Origin of the sequence: Halorubrum sp. SP3 (assembly GCF_005435195.1) — an archaeon.
GTDB lineage: Archaea > Halobacteriota > Halobacteria > Halobacteriales > Haloferacaceae > Halorubrum > Halorubrum sodomense.
In genome coordinates, this window is the sequence record NZ_SGTU01000324.1 from 1 (window position 1) to 497 (window position 497).

The 497-nt window shown below is 61.2% G+C and carries 1 protein-coding gene and 1 pseudogene; both read right to left on the bottom strand.

What is annotated here, in order from left to right; all coding sequences use genetic code 11:
• A pseudogene (locus EXE42_RS16710) lies at window positions 1–206 on the bottom strand (cytochrome C oxidase subunit II); the annotation flags it as partial.
• 7 nt (window positions 207–213) lie between these two features.
• Entirely contained in the window at window positions 214–390 is a 177-nt protein-coding gene (locus tag EXE42_RS19485; RefSeq protein WP_199233699.1) for a hypothetical protein, read from the bottom strand.
• Window positions 391–497: the final 107 nt, after the last annotated feature.

Genomic DNA, 497 nt, shown 5'->3' on the forward strand with positions numbered 1-497 from the left:
GCGTACTCGTTCTCTCCGACCCGTTCGACGCGGGGCTCGGAGAACCGCTCGTCCTCGTCTAACGCCCCGGCGTCGATGGTCGGTTCGGTGTCGCTCACCATCGCGACGCCGGGCCCGACGGCGCCGTAGGTGACGGAACCGAGGAGGAACAGGATCAGCAGTACCGACGCGGCCAGCCAGATCTTCTCGTAGGCGTGGATGTGCATCTCGTGATCACCCCACGACGACCAGATCGCGGCCGAGGAACTCGATGTAGTAGATGTACACCCACGACAGCACCAGGATGACGAAGTATATCCCGATGAGCGTGAGGGTCCCGATCGGATCGAACTCCTCGGTGTCACCGCTCACGTCGCCCGGCGGACCGTGTGCGGTCTCGTTTCGGCTCATGGGCGGGCTTGACAACAGAGAGCTATATAAGATCCATCCGTTCTCGGACCCTGAAAACACGGGTATTATATATTCCCAGCGGGCGCTAGGCTACGGTATGGACTTCT